We start from the raw sequence: 13706 nt of genomic DNA on the forward strand, positions 1-13706 counted from the left end.
AGGCGTACGTCGGACAATGGCGCAGGACACTGAGCAGCAGGCCTCGGGCGGGGTCCTCCCCGTAGACGACGAGGGCTTCGTCATCGACACGGAGGACTGCGACGAGCGGGAGACGGCCTACCGCGAGCGCGGCACGTCCCGGCCCATCACGGTCGTCGGCAACCCTGTGCTGCACAAGGAGTGCAAGGACGTCACCGCCTTCGACGCCGAGCTCGACCAGCTCGTCGCCGACATGTTCGCAAGCCAGCGGACCGCCGAGGGCGTGGGCCTGGCCGCCAACCAGATCGGCGTCGACCTGAAGGTCTTCGTCTACGACTGCATGGACGACGAGGGCCGGCGGCACGTGGGCGTGGTCTGCAACCCCGTGGTGCGCGAGCTCCCCGCGGACCAGCGCCGCCTCGACGACTCGAACGAGGGCTGCCTCTCCGTGCCCACGGCCTACGCCGAGCTGGCCCGCCCGGACTTCGCCGAGGTGAGCGGGCAGGACGAGAAGGGCAACCCCATCAAGGTGCGGGGCACCGGCTACTTCTCGCGCTGCCTCCAGCACGAGACGGACCACCTGTACGGCTACCTCTACATCGACCGCCTGTCCAAGCGTGACCGCAAGGACGCGCTGCGGCAGATGGAAGAGGGCACTCCGCGCTACCCCGTGGTGCCGAACGACTGAGTCGACTCCAGGCACGCGCGCACCGCGAGCCACCTGCGGCCCCTGGCCGGGAACTCCTTCCCGGCCAGGGGCCGTTCGCATGAACCGGTCAGCTGTGCGAGCAAAACAGGCTTCTGGTGATCCAGAATCAGTCACGTACAGGGATTTTCTCGGCACTGGGGGGTAGTGAATGGCGCAAATCTGTTCCCTGAACGGTCAGTTGTGGTGCTGAATGGAAAGCGCGGGGATACGCAACGGCGCGCGCCCGGTACGGCGGGAGGGGCGCGCGTCATCAGGCTGCTGAGAGGGGCTTGTTCGTGCCTGCATATTCATATGGCACTTCACCGACACAGCCGCAGACACCGGTGGTATCCGTGCCACCGGCGCTGGCACTCCCGGTGATCGAGGCAGATTTTCCACGACGACTGCATCCGTATTGGCCGACACTTCAGGAGAAGTCCAGGACATGGCTGCGCGAAATGCGCCTCATGCCCGCGGACAAGGTCGAGAGGTACGCCGACAGCCTGTGCTACACCGACCTGGTGGCGGGCTACTACATTGGCGCGCCCGACGAGTTGCTCAGCGCGATAGCCGACCTCAGCAGTTGGTTCTTCGCGTGGGACGACCGGCACGACCGCGACTCGGTGCACGGCAGGGCGGCGCAGTGGCGCCGCCTGTGCCGCGGACTCCACGAGACGCTCCGTGCGCCCCGGCAGCAACTGCACCACCGCGACCCCCTGGTCGCGGGGTTCGCGGACTGCGTCCTGAGGCTGTACTCGCACCTCGGGGCCAGCTGGAACGCCCGGTTCGCGCGGCACTTCCACAGCGTGATCGAGGCGTACGACCTGGAGTTCAGGAACCGCAGGACCGGCACGGTCCCGACGGTCGAGGCCTACATCGAGCTGCGCAGGCTGACGTTCGCGCACTGGACGTGGATCGACCTGCTCGAACCCACGGCGCGCCACGAGCTGCCGCGGGACGTGCGGAAGCATCCGGCGTATCGGCGGGCCGCGCTCGCCACGCAGGATTTCTCCGCCTGGTACAACGACCTGTGCTCACTTCCCAAGGAACTCGCGGGAGATGAACTGCACAATCTCGGAATCAGTCTGATCCAGCACGAGGGGCTTTCCCTCGAAGAGGCCGTGCGGGAGGTCCACCGCCGGGTGACCGGCTGCATATCGGATTTCCTGGCGGCAGAGAAAGAAGTGCTGCGGCTTGCCGGGCGACTGGCCGACGGAAGCGCGCACGGAGCGGAACTCTCGGACGCGGTGGAATCCTGCGTCTTCAACATGCGGAATTGGTTCTCTTCCGTGTACTGGTTCCACCACGAATCCGGTCGCTACCGGGTGGACAGCTGGGACGACAGGTCCATTCCCCCGTATGTGAGCGACGCAGCGACGAACGACTTGGCCGGAAACGAATTGGTAGGTGAGGAATGAGCGTCGAATCCGCGATACCCGCGACAATTCCACCGCTCGTCAGCGGTGGCGCCCCGCTCATCGGGCACGCCTGGAACCTGGTGCGTGACCCCCTCGGCTTCCTCGCCGCGCTACGGGACCACGGTGATCTCGTACGCATCAGGCTGGGACCCAAGACGGCGTACGCGGTCTGCGACCCGGAGCTGGTCGGGCAGCTGCTGCGGAGCCCCGACTACATCGTCGGAGGGCCGCTCTGGGACACCCTGGAGGTGCTCCTCGGCAAGGGCGTGGCGACCAGCAACGGCAAGGTGCACCGGCGCCAGCGGCGCATGATGCAGCCCGCGTTCAGGCCCGAGCGGATCGCCGACTACGCCAAGGTGATGGAGGAGGAGGCCCGCGCCATGGCGGCGCGCTGGCGGCCGGGCGACACGGTCGACACCGGCGCGGAGATGTTCCGCGCGGCCGTGCGCATCGTGTCCCGCTCGCTCCTGGAGGTCGACTCGATCGACGAGAAGGCGGACCGCATCGCCGAGTCGCTGCACACCGTCTTCGAGGGGCTCTACCGCAGGATGGTCCTCTCGGTCGGGCCGCTGTACCGCGTGCCCACCCAGGGCAACCGACGCTTCCAGAGCGCGCTCGCCGATCTGCACGCGGTGGTCGACGAGATCGTCGCCGAGGGCAGGGCGGCGGGGGCCGCCCAGGGTGATCTGTTGGCCGAAATGCTGCGGGCGCACGACGAGTCGGGCCGGCCGCTCGGCGATCAGGAGATCCACGACCACGTGATCTCTCTCGTCGTGGCGGGGGCCGAGAATATCGCCTCGACCCTGGCGTGGACGTTCCATCTGCTGGCCGAACACCCCGAGCAGGAAAGGCGACTGGTTGAAGAGGTAAATTCCGTCGCGCCGGACCGCGAGATCACATTCGCCGACCTCAAGGACCTTCCGCACACGCGGAATGTCGTCACCGAGGCCATGCGTATACAACCGGCCGCCTGGATATTCACCCGCAGGTCGGTGGGAGAAACCACCCTGGGTGGCTATCGCATTCCGGCCAACGCCGACATCGTCTACAGCGTGTACGCGATGCAGCGCGATCCGCGTTCCTTCGAGCAGCATCTCCGGTTCGACCCGGACCGGTGGAATCCGGAACGGGCTTCGGACGTACCGGAGTTCGCGATGATGCCGTTCGGGACCGGCAACCGCAAGTGCCCGGGCGACCATTTCAGTCTGGCCGAACTCGCCATCATCCTGGGGACGGTGGCCCCGAAGTGGCACCTGGCGCCGGTCGCGGAGACCGACGCCGAGGCGAAGATCGGCATCACGCTGCAGCCGAAGAAGCTCCTTCTGCGGGCCGAGAGGCGCTGACCGCCGGGCCGCGGAAGGTGCGGCGGTAGGCGTTCGGCGTGGTGCCGAGCGCCCGCAGGAACTGGTGGCGCATCGCCGCGGCGTTGCCGAAACCGGCACGCCCGGCGATGGCGTCCACCGTCTCGTCCGAGCCCTCCAGCAACTCCTGCGCCAGGAGTACCCGTTGACGCAGGAGCCAGCGGTAGGGCGTGGTGCCGGTCTCCTGCTGGAAGCGGCGCGCGAAGGTGCGCGGCGACATGTGCGCCCGCTCGGCGAGCCGCTCGACGGTGATGTCCGAATCCAGATGGCGCTCCATCCAGGCGAGCACCCCGCCCACGGTGTCGCACGCCGTGCGCGGCAGCGGACGCTCCACGAACTGGGCCTGGCCGCCGTCGCGATGGGGCGGTACGACCATGCGCCGGGCGATGGCGTTGGCGACCTCGGTGCCGTGCTCCTGGCGCACGATGTGCAGGCAGGCGTCGATCCCGGCCGCGGTGCCCGCCGAGGTGATCACGGGACCCTCGTCCACGTACAGGACGTCGGGCTCGACCTTGGCGCGCGGATGGCGCACCGCGAGCTCCGCGGCGTGCCGCCAGTGCACGGCGCAGCGGCGGCCTTCGAGCAGCCCCGCCGCGCCGAGCACGAAGACGCCGGAGCAGACCGAGAGGACGCGGGCCCCGCGGTCCACCGCGCGGCGCAGGGCGGCGAGCAGATCCTCGGGGTAATCGCGGTCCACGAACGACTGGCCCGCGGGGACCGCGATGAGATCGGCCTCCTCGAGCCGGTCGAGGCCGTGCGGAGTGGTGATCGAGAACCCCGCGTGGTTGCTCAGCGGCCCGTCCTCGGCGGCGACCACCGCGAAGTCGTACAGGGGAAGGCCCTCGTCGCTCCGGTCGAGGCCGAACACCTCGCAGACGACGCCGAGTTCGAAGGGGTTCACGCCGTCCAGCAGCGCCACGGCCACGTTCTTCAGCATGTCCGCCAGTCTGCCGCAGGAGTGGCAGTAAGTCGATGGTGTGTGGCAGTGCTGCCACTGCCGTCGCCGTCCGGCGCGCAGGACAGTGAGGACATGAACGCATTCCTCGGATACGCGACCGTCCTGACCGTCCTCCTCCTGCTGGCCGCACCCTCGCTCGTCGGGTACCTCCACGACCGCCGGATCGACCGCGAGCTGCGCGAGGCGGAACGCGCCCCGCGCAGCCAGGACGGACTAGAAGTCGTCGTCGAAGGAGACCGAACCCTCGACCGCGACCTGGTAGGCCGAAGGGCGCCGCTCGAAGAAGTTGGTCAGCTCCTGGACACCCTGGAGCTCCATGAACGAGAACGGGTTTGACGAGCCGTAGACCGGCGCGAACCCGAGCCGCTGGAGGCGCTGGTCGGCGACGCACTGCAGGTACTCGCGCATGGAGTCGGTGTTCATGCCGGGCAGGCCCTCACCGCACAGGTCGCGCGCGAACTGCAGCTCGGCCTCGACGGCCTCCTTGAGCATGTCGGTGACCTGCTGCTCCAGCGCGTCGTCGAAGAGCTCCGGCTCCTCCTTGCGGACGGTGTCGACGACGTCGAAGGCGAAGCTCATGTGCATCGTCTCGTCGCGGAAGACCCAGTTCGTGCCGGTCGCCAGGCCGTGCAGCAGACCGCGCGAGCGGAACCAGTAGACGTAGGCGAAGGCACCGTAGAAGAAGAGCCCCTCGATGCACGCGGCGAAGCAGATCAGGTTCAGCAGGAAGCGGCGGCGGTCCGCCTTGCTCTCCAGGCGGTCCATCTTCTCGACGGAGTCCATCCAGCGGAAGCAGAACTCGGCCTTCTCGCGGATGGAGGGGATCTCCTCGACCGCGTCGAAGGCTGCCGCGCGGTCCTCCGGGTCGGGCAGATAGGTGTCGAGCAGCGTCAGATAGAACTGGACGTGCACGGCCTCCTCGAAGAGCTGACGGCTCAAGTAGAGCCGCGCCTCGGGGGAGTTGATGTGCTTGTAGAGCGTGAGCACGAGGTTGTTGGAGACGATCGAGTCGCCGGTCGCGAAGAACGCGACCAGGCGGCCGATCATGTGCTGCTCGCCGGGCGAGAGCTTGGCGAGGTCGGCGACGTCCGAGTGGAGGTCGACCTCCTCGACGGTCCAGGTGTTCTTGATCGCGTCCCGGTAGCGCTCGTAGAAGTCGGGGTAGCGCATGGGGCGCAGGGTCAGCTCGAAGCCCGGGTCGAGGAGGTTCTTCTCGGCGTTGGTGGTGGAGCTCATTACTGGCAGGCCTCGCAGGACTCGGGGTTTTCCAGGGAGCAGGCGACGGCCTCTTCGGCCGTGACCTGGGCGGGGACGGGGGCGCTCGCGGGCGTGGGCTCGGCGGCGGCGGTCTGGCCGGCCGCCGCGCGGGCGATGCGGGTCGCCGGGCGCGAGCGCAGGTAGTACGTGGTCTTCAGGCCCTGCTGCCAGGCGTACGCGTACATGGAGGAGAGCTTGCCGATGGTCGGCGTCTCCAGGAACAGGTTCAGGGACTGCGCCTGGTCCAGGAACGGCGTGCGCGCGGCGGCCATGTCGATCAGGCCGCGCTGCGGGATCTCCCACGCGGTGCGGTAGAGGTCGCGGACCTCGGCGGGGATCCAGCTGAAGCCCTGCACCGAGCCGTTGGCCTCGCGCAGCGCCTCGCGGGTCTGCGCGTCCCAGACGCCGAGCCGTTTGAGCTCCTGCACCAGGTAGGCGTTGACCTGGAGGAACTCGCCGGACAGCGTCTCGCGCTTGAAGAGGTTGGAGACCTGCGGCTCGATGCACTCGTACACGCCCGCGATGGACGCGATCGTGGCGGTCGGCGCGATGGCGAGGAGCAGCGAGTTGCGCATGCCGGTCACGGCGATGCGCTCGCGCAGCGCGGCCCAGCGCTCCGGCCAGGTCAGCTCGACGCCGTAGTGGTCGGGGTGCAGGACGCCGCGCGCGGTGCGGGTCTTCTCCCAGGCGGGCACCGGTCCGTTGCGCTCGGCGAGGGTCGCGGACGCCTCGTACGCGGCGAGCATGATCCGCTCGGCGATGCGCGTGGAGAGGGCGCGCGCGGCGGGGGAGTCGAAGGGCAGCTTCAGCTGGAAGAAGACGTCCTGCAGACCCATCGCGCCCAGGCCCACCGGACGCCACCGGGCGTTCGACCTGCCGGCCTGCTCGGTCGGGTAGAAGTTGATGTCGACGACGCGGTCGAGGAACGTGACGGCGGTGCGGACGGTCTCGTCGAGCCGCTCCCAGTCGATGTCGCCGGCGGCGGTGTCCACGAAGGCGCCGAGGTTCACCGAACCCAGGTTGCAGACGGCCGTCTCGCCGTCGTCCGTCACCTCAAGGATCTCCGTGCAGAGGTTGGAGGAGTGGACCGTGTGGCCGGGCTCCGCCGTCTGGTTGGCGGTGCGGTTGGCGGCGTCCTTGAACGTCATCCAGCCGTTGCCGGTCTGCGCCAGGGTGCGCATCATCCGGCCGTAGAGGTCACGGGCGGGGATGGTCTTGCGGGCGAGCCCGGCGGCCTCGGCCTTGCGGTAGGCGGCGTCGAACTCCTCGCCCCACAGGTCGACGAGCTCGGGCACGTCGGCGGGCGAGAACAGCGACCAGTCCTGGCTCGCGGCGACCCGGCGCATGAACTCGTCCGGGATCCAGTGCGCGAGGTTGAGGTTGTGCGTGCGCCGCTGGTCCTCGCCCGTGTTGTCGCGCAGCTCCAGGAACTCCTCGATGTCGGAGTGCCAGGTCTCCAGGTAGACCGCGGCGGCGCCCTTGCGGCGGCCGCCCTGGTTCACGGCGGCGACGGAGGCGTCCAGGGTCTTGAGGAACGGCACGATGCCGTTGGAGTGGCCGTTCGTGCCGCGGATCAGCGAGCCGCGGGCGCGGATGCGGGAGAACGAGAGGCCGATGCCGCCCGCGTGCTTGGAGAGGCGCGCGACCTGGTGGTAGCGGTCGTAGATGGAGTCCAGCTCGTCCAGCGGGGAGTCGAGGAGGTAGCAGGAGGACATCTGCGGGTGCCGGGTGCCGGAGTTGAAGAGCGTCGGCGAGGACGGCAGGTAGTCCAGGCGGCTCATCAGGCGGTACAGCGCGGCGACTTCGTTCACCGAGCGCAGGCTGTCGTCCTCGGCGAGGCCGCTCGCGACGCGCAGCATGAAGTGCTGCGGGGTCTCGATGACGTGCCGGGTGATGGGGTGGCGAAGGAGATAGCGGCTGTGCAGGGTGCGCAGGCCGAAGTAGCCGAAGCGGAAGTCGGCGCCGTCCTCCAGGGCGGCCTCCACGAGACCGTCCAGGTGCTCGGCGTGGTCGGTGACGAACGCGGCGGTGCGGTCCGCGATCAGTCCCTCGCGGTGCCCCACGGCGACCGAGTCGGAGAAGGAGCGCACTCCCTGCGACGCGGCCTCGTCACGGATGCTGAGGCTGAGGAGCCTGGCCGCCAGCTGCGAGTACGTCGGGTCCTCGGAGATGAGCCCCGCGGCGGCCTCGGTCGCCAGCTCCCGCAGCTCCGCTGTGCTCTCTGCGTCCCCCCTGGCCGAGCGGCCGCGCAGCGCGGCGGCGGCGACTCTGCCGGGCTCGGCGTCGGGGAGGTCGGCGGTGAGGTCGGTCAGGGTACGCAGCAGCGCGGTTCCTGGGCCGTCGGTGGTCTGCTGACCGCCGGTGGTCTGCGCTGACGCAGGTTCGGCTGGCGCGATGGTCACGGAGCACTCCCTCGCTCGGCTCGGAGCCTTGAGGAGGGCAGGAGTGACACACGGGGCGGCCGCCCAGGGCAGGGCCGCGCTCCGCGTCCACCAGCCCATTCCACGAGGCCCGGACGTCGTTGGCACCCGGACCGGTCGGAACGGGTGCGCTGTCGACAGGTCATCGGACTTGCGAGCACGACAAATGCGTACTCATACACCGTTGCGGGACAGTTCCGGACTTGCACCGGATTCCCCTGCGGCGACAGCGAGCACGAGCATACATCTTGTGCTGGCTCTGAGCGGCAGCCCCACATCTTGTGTCGGCGCGCGTATCCCCTAGGGTGGCGCCGAACTGATCGTCGAACAGGGGGAGACGGCGTGCGAGGACGGGGCGCGGGCTGCGCGGCGGTACTCCTGATGGTGCTCGCCGGGTGCGGCGAGGGTGAGGAACAGGTGCCCTCGGCGGCGGGTGTCGACGGCGACGTCGATCCCGGCAGGCGCTTCACGGGCGCCGAGCTGAAGTCGGCGCTGCTCCCGGCGAAGGCCACCGGCCCGCGGGCCAAGGCGACCGACGTCGGCACGGGCGGCTTCAACCGGGGCTACGGGGGCGGTGACTGGGGCGCCTGCGACCCCGGCGACGAGGCGAGTGCGGAGCTGTCCGGCATGCGGGGGACCAGCGCCGGCCAGACGATTCTTCCCTTCCCCGGCGCGATCGCCGACGAAGGGGACCCCGTGCTCTCCCAGACCCTGGTCTCGATGCCGGACGCGCGGGCCGGGCGCCATGTCGAACTGCGCCGGCAACTCCACAAGGCGTGCCCCAGTGTCACCGTCGACACGGATGCGGCCCCGGTGGTGGAGCACCACGCGGTCGATGATCTGCCGGACCTCGGCGACGAGGCGATCCTTGAGAGCAAGCGGTGCGAGGGGGGCGACGACCACGACGCGGAGACTCGGTACTACAAGGTCGAGGTACGGGTCGGCGGCGTGCTCGTCCTGGTGGACGCGGGCCCGCACAAGGACCGGGCGATCTCCTTGGCGACCAAGGCGGCGGCGCGGGTCCGGACGGAGCTCTACAAGGCCTCGTAGGGCGGTACGTACGACAGCGGGCCGCCGGATTTCTCCGGCGGCCCGCGTCACGTACGTACAAGAGAGGCCCGTACGAGAACAGGCTCAGTGCCCGCCCGGCGCCCCCACCGTGGCCGGCGGCAGCTCCTCCACGACGCCGGGGTCGCCCGCGTCCGCGGTGTAGTCCCCGGGAGAGGTCTCGTCGATGCCGTCAGGGGCCTTCATGGCGCGCAGGACGAACGTCATGACCACCGTGACCACCACGTTCAGGACGAACGCCGTGAGTCCGATGTAGCCGATCTCGCCGATGCCGGGGATCTCGTCGGACGAGCCGCCGAAGTGCTTCTGCGTCGGCGACGCGACGCCGTACGCGGCGACCGTTCCGTAGACCATGCCGACCGCCCAGCCCGCGAGCAGCGCCCAGCGGTGGAACCACCGCGTGAACAGGCCGCCGACCAGCGCGGGCATGGTCTGCAGGATCCAGATGCCGCCCAGGAGCTGGAAGTTGATCGCGACCGTCTTGTCCATGGTGAGGACGAAGGCGAGCGCGCCGACCTTCACGAGCAGCGAGACCAGCTTGGAGACCTTGGTCTCCTGCGCCGGTGTCGCGTCCGGCTTGATGAAGTCCTTGTAGATGTTCCTGGTGAAGAGATTCGCGGCCGCGATGGACATGATGGCGGCGGGCACCAGGGCGCCGATGCCGATGGCCGCGAACGCGACGCCGGTGAACCAGTCGGGGAACATCGTCTCGAACAGCTGCGGGATCGCCAGCTGCCCGTTCTCCACCTTGACCCCGGCCGCGATCGCCATGAAGCCGAGCAGCGCGAGCAGGCCCAGCATCAGCGAGTAGAGGGGCAGGATCGTGGTGTTGCGGCGGATCACGTTGCGGCTCTTGGAGGAGAGCGTCGCCGTGATCGAGTGCGGGTACATGAACAGCGCGAGCGCGGAGCCGAGCGCGAGCGTGGCGTAGGTCCACTGTCCGCCGGCGCCGGGTGCCAGGCCCGCGACGGGCTTGCCCGCCGCCTCGTTGGTCGCCGAGAACTTCTCGTTCGCCGCCTGGAAGATCTCGTCGAAGCCGCCGAGCTTGATCGGGATGTAGATGATCGCGACGGCGATGACGAGGTAGATCAGACCGTCCTTCACGAACGCGATCAGCGCGGGCGCGCGCAGACCCGACGAGTACGTGTACGCGGCGAGCACCGCGAACGCGATCAGGAGCGGCAGGTCCTTGATGAACCAGTTGGTGTCGGGACCGCCGCCGACGCCCATGACGTCGAGCACGGCCTGGATGCCGACCAGCTGGAGCGCGATGTACGGCATCGTGGCGAGGATGCCGGTGACCGCGACGGCCAGCGAGAGCCCCTTGGAGCCGAAGCGCCCGCGCACGAAGTCGGAGGTGGTCACGTATCCGTGCTTGTGCGAGACGGACCACAGGCGCGGCAGGAAGGTGAAGATCAGCGGGTAGACGAGGATCGTGTACGGCACGGCGAAGAAGCCGGCCGCGCCCGCCGCGTAGATCGCCGCCGGGACGGCGACGAAGGTGTACGCGGTGTAGAGGTCGCCGCCGAGCAGGAACCACGTGACCCAGGTGCCGAACGAGCGGCCTCCCAGGCCCCATTCGTCCAGGCTCTCGGTCTCGGCCTTGCGCCAGCGCGCGGCCAGGAAGCCCATCGCCGTGACGGCGGCGAAGAAGAAGATGAAGACGGCGAGGGCGATGCCGTTCACGCCGCCCGTGTCAGCTGCGAGCTCGTTCATCGGGTCGCACCCCCCTGGGCCTGCTCGGCCTTGCGGGCGCGCTGGTCACGCTGCCACAACTTGTAGGCGATCATGGTGAGAAGGGTGGATATGAGGACCCACAGCATCTGGTACCAGTAGAAGAACGGGATGCCGATGAAGGTCGGTTCGACCTTCGCGTAGGAGCTCACCCAGAGCATCGCCACGAACGGCGCGACGAGACAGAGGGCAATGACCACGCGGACCGGCGTGACCACCGGTCTGCTCACTTCAGGCGCATCTGACACTTCGCGGCTCCGCTCCCTCGCTTATCCCACCTTTAACGTGCGGGAAATCTAAGCGAGAGTATTGATCTATGGAACCCCCGTCCGGATACCGGACGGGTATCGGACGCGTCGATGTGCCTGCTCAGCGCGGGATCGGCACGGAATCCGCACGGGTCAGCAGCAGCGGAACCCCTGCCTGGGGTCGGACTCCTGCTGATCCGTCCGCATTCGCTCGAACTCCCTCCGGGAGGGGACGGATGCCCCGGGATGCGTCTTGCGCGTGTGGGCGACATAGCGGTCGTACGCGGACTCGTCGGTCAACTCCCGTGCGTACCACCGCACCCAGCGCAGCCCGCGCAGCACCCACGTCATGACGGGACCTGCGCGTCGTCGGAAGCCCTGGCCTCGGCCGCCGCCAGTTCCGCCTTCTCCTCCTGTGTCGCGATGAGCCCGGCCGGCGCGGTCAGCTTCGACTCCACGTACTCCGCCTCGCTCAGCTTCGAGGACCGCGGGTTGCGGATGTGCTTCACGCAGATGCGGGCCGCGTCCGCGATCACGACGACGATGAGCAGGGCGAGCGCGGCCGAGAGGACGCCGTCCACCGTGGAGTTGGTGACGACGGTGTGCATGTCGTCCATGGACTTGGCGGGCGGCAGGATCTTGCCGTCGTCGATGGCGTCCTGGTAGATCGAGCGCTGCTTGAAGAAGCCCACGCGCGGGTCGCTGGAGAAGACCTTCTGCCAGCTGGCGGTCAGGGTCACCGTGGCGTCCCAGGCGAGCGGGATGCCGGTGATCCAGGCCCACTTGAGGCGTCCGGACTTCACCAGGAGCGTGGTGCAGACGGCGAGCGCGACCGCGGCGAGGAGCTGGTTGGAGATGCCGAAGATCGGGAAGAGCTGGTTGATCCCGCCGAGCGGCTCGTGCACGCCGACCCACAGGAAGTAGCCCCACAGGCCGGTGACGACCGCGCTCGTGATGATGAGTCCGGGTTTCCAACTGACCTTCTTGAAGGGCTTGTAGACGTTCCCGAGCATGTCCTGGAGCATGAAGCGGCCCACGCGCGTGCCCGCGTCGAGCGCGGTCAGGATGAACAGCGCCTCAAACATGATCGCGAAGTGGTACCAGAAGGCCTTCATGGAGTCGCCGGTGACCTTCGAGAAGATCTCGGAGACACCGACCGCGAGCGTGGGCGCGCCGCCGGTGCGCGAGAGCAGCGACGACTCCTCGACGTTCTTGGCGGCCTGCGCGAGGTCCTCGGGCGAGATGGAGTACCCGAATCCCGCGACCGCCTGGGACGCGGCCTGGACGTTGTCCCCGATGACGCCCGCGGGCGCGTTCATCGCGAAGTACAGCCCCGGGTCGATGATGCTCGCCGCGACGAGGGCCATGACCGCGACCGACGACTCCATCAGCATGGAGCCGTAGCCGATCATCCGGATCTGCGTCTCCTTCTGGACCATCTTCGGCGTCGTGCCCGAGGAGATCAGCGCGTGGAAGCCGGACAGGGCACCGCACGCGATGGTGATGAAGACGAAGGGGAAGAGCGACCCGGCGAAGACGGGCCCGTCGCCGCGCGAGGCGAAGTCGGTCACCGGGTCCATCTTCAGCGTCGGCAGCGTGACGACGACGCCGATCGCGAGCAGCAGGATCGTGCCGATCTTCATGAACGTGGAGAGGTAGTCGCGCGGCGCGAGCAGCATCCACACCGGCAGGATCGAGGCGATGAATCCGTACGCCACCAGCCAGATGACCAGCGTCGAAGGCGCGAGCGTGAACGTCTCAGCGAGGGACGACTCGGCGACCCAGCGCCCGGCGACGAGCGCGATCAGGAGCAGCGTGATCCCGATGAGGGAGACCTCGCTGACCCGCCCCGGCCGCAGGATGCGCAGGTAGAAGCCCATGAACAGCGCGATCGGAATGGTCATCGCGATGGAGAAGGTGCCCCAGGGCGAGTCCGCGAGCGCGTTGACGATGACGAGCGCGAGCACCCCGAGCAGGATGATCATGATGGCGAACGCGGCGAGCAGCGCGGCGGCCCCGCCGAACGGACCGATCTCCTCGCGCGCCATCTGGCCGAGCGACTTGCCGTCGCGCCGGGTGGAGAAGAAGAGGACGACCATGTCCTGCACGGCGCCCGCGAAGATCACGCCGACGATGATCCAGATCGTGCCCGGCAAGTACCCCATCTGCGCGGCCAGTACGGGCCCCACCAGGGGACCCGCGCCCGCGATCGCCGCGAAGTGGTGGCCGAGCAGGACCCGGCGGTCGGTCGGGTGGAAGTCGATGCCGTTGTCCAGGCGCTCCGCCGGGGTGGCCCGGTTCTTGTCGACCTTCAGGACACGGTTGACGATGAACTTGGAGTAGAAGCGATAGGCGATGGCGTACGAGCCGAGGGCCGCGGCCACCATCCAGGCGGCCGACACCTCCTCGTCGCGCGAGAGCGCCAGCACGGCCCAGCCCGCGGCGCCCACCAGCGCGACGAGGGTCCAGATGACGATGGTTCGGGGATTTGCTGTGCGCACCGGGTCGTCCTCCCGTTCATCATGCGATGACGGGAGGAACGTAGAGCAGCGCGGTGATCTGCGCCAGACCCCGG

At 68.8% G+C, this 13706-nt stretch carries 11 protein-coding genes and 1 riboswitch; of the genes, 4 read left to right on the forward strand and 7 right to left on the reverse strand.

From position 1 onward, the window contains the following. Positions 1-16 precede the first annotated feature (16 nt). The 3 genes from def (at position 17) to ACIGXX_RS26140 (ending at position 3428) form a co-directional block, all read left to right on the forward strand. Positions 17-667 (forward strand): peptide deformylase, encoded by a 651-nt coding sequence (gene def / locus ACIGXX_RS26130; protein ID WP_351163659.1) that lies wholly within the window; start codon positions 17-19, stop codon positions 665-667. 296 nt (positions 668-963) lie between these two features. Next, positions 964-2085 carry an epi-isozizaene synthase gene (gene cyc1 / locus ACIGXX_RS26135; protein WP_351163661.1) on the forward strand — a complete coding sequence of 374 codons (1122 nt, stop codon included), beginning with the start codon at positions 964-966 and terminating at the stop codon, positions 2083-2085. Further along, on the forward strand, positions 2082-3428 hold the full coding sequence (locus ACIGXX_RS26140) for a cytochrome P450 (protein WP_351163663.1): 1347 nt from the start codon (positions 2082-2084) through the stop codon (positions 3426-3428). Before cyc1 ends, ACIGXX_RS26140 begins: the two co-directional genes overlap by 4 nt. Here ACIGXX_RS26140 and ACIGXX_RS26145 read toward each other — a convergent pair. The 3 genes from ACIGXX_RS26145 to ACIGXX_RS26155 form a co-directional block, all read right to left on the reverse strand. Next, complete coding sequence (locus tag ACIGXX_RS26145) at positions 3382-4383, reverse strand: helix-turn-helix domain-containing protein (protein ID WP_361464347.1); 1002 nt, start codon at positions 4381-4383, stop codon at positions 3382-3384. The genes ACIGXX_RS26140 and ACIGXX_RS26145 overlap by 47 nt on opposite strands. 234 nt (positions 4384-4617) lie before the next feature. Beyond that, positions 4618-5640 (reverse strand): ribonucleotide-diphosphate reductase subunit beta, encoded by a 1023-nt coding sequence (locus tag ACIGXX_RS26150; protein WP_351163668.1) that lies wholly within the window; start codon positions 5638-5640, stop codon positions 4618-4620. Further along, on the reverse strand, positions 5640-8063 hold the full coding sequence (locus ACIGXX_RS26155) for a ribonucleoside-diphosphate reductase subunit alpha (RefSeq protein WP_399979218.1): 2424 nt from the start codon (positions 8061-8063) through the stop codon (positions 5640-5642). Before ACIGXX_RS26155 ends, ACIGXX_RS26150 begins: the two co-directional genes overlap by 1 nt. A 158-nt stretch (positions 8064-8221) precedes the next feature. Continuing rightward, positions 8222-8299: riboswitch (cobalamin riboswitch) on the reverse strand. 124 nt (positions 8300-8423) lie between these two features. On the opposite strand from ACIGXX_RS26155, the gene ACIGXX_RS26160 reads away from it, so the two are divergent. After that, positions 8424-9131, forward strand: coding sequence for a hypothetical protein (locus tag ACIGXX_RS26160; RefSeq protein WP_399979221.1), 708 nt, complete (start codon positions 8424-8426; stop codon positions 9129-9131). Positions 9132-9215: 84 nt separating this feature from the next. Here the strand turns inward: ACIGXX_RS26160 and mctP are convergent, their stop codons facing one another. The 4 genes from mctP to ACIGXX_RS26180 all read right to left on the reverse strand — a co-directional run bounded on the left by mctP (position 9216) and on the right by ACIGXX_RS26180 (position 13632). After that, positions 9216-10865, reverse strand: a complete 1650-nt coding sequence (gene mctP / locus ACIGXX_RS26165; protein ID WP_361464341.1) for a monocarboxylate uptake permease MctP — start codon at positions 10863-10865, stop codon at positions 9216-9218. After that, complete coding sequence (locus ACIGXX_RS26170) at positions 10862-11131, reverse strand: DUF3311 domain-containing protein (RefSeq protein ID WP_344530106.1); 270 nt, start codon at positions 11129-11131, stop codon at positions 10862-10864. The genes mctP and ACIGXX_RS26170 overlap by 4 nt, the downstream gene beginning before the upstream one ends. A gap of 153 nt (positions 11132-11284) precedes the next feature. After that, positions 11285-11482 (reverse strand): YbdD/YjiX family protein, encoded by a 198-nt coding sequence (locus ACIGXX_RS26175; RefSeq protein WP_160507150.1) that lies wholly within the window; start codon positions 11480-11482, stop codon positions 11285-11287. Next, positions 11479-13632, reverse strand: a complete 2154-nt coding sequence (locus ACIGXX_RS26180; protein WP_361464339.1) for a carbon starvation CstA family protein — start codon at positions 13630-13632, stop codon at positions 11479-11481. Before ACIGXX_RS26180 ends, ACIGXX_RS26175 begins: the two co-directional genes overlap by 4 nt. Positions 13633-13706: the final 74 nt, after the last annotated feature.

This window comes from Streptomyces sp. NPDC055243 (genome assembly GCF_044544025.1).
Taxonomy (GTDB): Bacteria; Actinomycetota; Actinomycetes; order Streptomycetales; family Streptomycetaceae; genus Streptomyces.

Coding starts and splice junctions, on each gene's coding strand:
- def (WP_351163659.1), top strand. CDS start 17: ATGGCGCAGGACACTGAGCAGCAGGCCTCGGGCGGGGTCCTCCCCGTA.
- ACIGXX_RS26140 (WP_351163663.1), top strand. CDS start 2,082: ATGAGCGTCGAATCCGCGATACCCGCGACAATTCCACCGCTCGTCAGC.
- ACIGXX_RS26145 (WP_361464347.1), bottom strand. CDS start 4,383: ATGCTGAAGAACGTGGCCGTGGCGCTGCTGGACGGCGTGAACCCCTTC.
- ACIGXX_RS26150 (WP_351163668.1), bottom strand. CDS start 5,640: ATGAGCTCCACCACCAACGCCGAGAAGAACCTCCTCGACCCGGGCTTC.
- mctP (WP_361464341.1), bottom strand. CDS start 10,865: ATGAACGAGCTCGCAGCTGACACGGGCGGCGTGAACGGCATCGCCCTC.
- ACIGXX_RS26175 (WP_160507150.1), bottom strand. CDS start 11,482: ATGACGTGGGTGCTGCGCGGGCTGCGCTGGGTGCGGTGGTACGCACGG.